2 protein-coding genes are annotated in these 1,730 nt (G+C 64.2%); both read left to right on the forward strand.

Annotated elements, in window-relative coordinates; translation table 11 throughout:
- Position 1: 1 nt before the first annotated feature.
- Positions 2–763, forward strand: a complete 762-nt coding sequence (locus DU490_RS16885) for an electron transfer flavoprotein subunit beta/FixA family protein (protein ID WP_114575378.1) — start codon at positions 2–4, stop codon at positions 761–763.
- Positions 764–791: 28 nt separating this feature from the next.
- Entirely contained in the window at positions 792–1,730 is a 939-nt protein-coding gene (locus DU490_RS16890) for an electron transfer flavoprotein subunit alpha/FixB family protein (RefSeq protein ID WP_114575379.1), read from the forward strand.

The raw sequence follows: 1,730 nt of genomic DNA on the forward strand, positions 1-1,730 counted from the left end.
CATGAAAGTACTCGTCGCGGTCAAACGCGTCATCGACTACAACGTCAAGATCCGCGTCAAGGCGGACCACACGGACGTCGACCTCACCAACGTCAAGATGGCCATGAACCCCTTCTGCGAAATCGCCGTGGAAGAGGCGGTGCGGCTGAAGGAAAAAGGCGTGGCCACCGAGGTCGTGGCCGTTACCATTGGCCCCAAGGCCGCCCAGGAGCAACTGCGCACCGCGCTGGCGCTGGGCGCCGACCGCGCGATTCATATCGACACGTCAGCCGAGACCGACCAGCGTGTCGAGTCGCTGGTCGTGGCCAAGCTGCTGGCCAAGGTCGTAGAGGAAGAGCAGCCGGGTCTCACGATTCTCGGCAAACAGGCCATCGACACCGATAACAACCAGACCGGCCAGATGCTCGCCGCACTGACCGGCCTGCCCCAGGGCACCTTCGCCTCTGAGGTCGCGGTCGACGGCGACACGCTGCAGGTGACCCGCGAGATTGACGGCGGTCTGCAGACCATCGAGCTGAGCCTGCCGGCCATCGTCACTACCGACCTGCGCCTCAACGAGCCGCGCTACGCCAAGCTGCCCGACATCATGAAGGCCAAGAAGAAGCCCATGGACGTCAAGAGCCCGGCGGATCTCGGCGTCGAGGTAGCCTCCAAGGTCACGCTGCTCAAGGTCGAATCCCCGGCCGAGCGCAAGGGCGGTATCAAGGTGGGCTCCGTCGACGAGCTCGTGGACAAACTCAAGAACGAAGCCAAAGTGCTTTGAGAAAAGTGCTTTAACAGGAGCGGATTTCATGAGCATTCTGGTACTTGCTGAACATCACGACGGCCAGCTCGCTGGCGCCACCGCCCACGTGGTCGCGGCGGCCCAGGCTATCCAGCAGGATAGCGGCGGCGATATCGACATCCTGGTGGCCGGCGAGAACGTCGCGGCCGTAGCCGAAGCCGCCGCCAAGCTCGACGGCGTGAGCAAGGTTCGCATGGCCGACAATGCCGCCTATGCCCACCAGCTCGCCGAGCCCATGGGCGCGCTGCTGGTCGAGCTCGCCGGCGACTACGGTCACGTGCTGGCCGCTGCTTCCACCACCGGCAAGAACGTCATGCCGCGGGTTGCCGCGCTCAAGGACGTGTCGCAGATTTCCGAAATCGTCGCGGTGGACTCGGCCGACACCTTCAAGCGGCCGATTTATGCCGGCAACGCCATCGCCACCGTGCAGAGCGCTGATGCCCTCAAGGTGATCACCGTGCGCAGCACCGGCTTCGATGCGGTTGGCGAGAGTGGTTCTGCAGCGGTTGAGGCGGTGGATTTCGTCGCCGAGAACAGCCAGTCCACCTTTATCAAGCAGGAGCTGGCTGAGAGCGACCGTCCCGAGCTGGCCGGCGCCAAGGTGGTCATCTCCGGCGGGCGTGGCATGGGCAGTGGCGAGAACTTCAAGCTGCTCGACGGTATCGCCGACAAGCTGGGGGCGGCCATCGGCGCCTCCCGCGCCGCGGTGGACGCCGGCTTCGTACCCAACGACATGCAGGTGGGGCAGACTGGCAAGATCGTCGCCCCTGAGCTCTACATCGCCGTGGGCATCTCGGGTGCCATCCAGCACCTGGCCGGTATGAAGGACTCCAAGGTGATCGTCGCGATCAACAAGGACGAGGAAGCGCCGATCTTCCAGGTCGCGGATTACGGCCTCGTCGGCGACCTGTTCGAAATCCTGCCGGAGCTGGAAAGCAAGCTGTAA

The organism is Halomonas sp. DQ26W, from assembly GCF_003339685.1.
In the GTDB taxonomy this organism is placed as follows: Bacteria; Pseudomonadota; Gammaproteobacteria; order Pseudomonadales; family Halomonadaceae; genus Halomonas.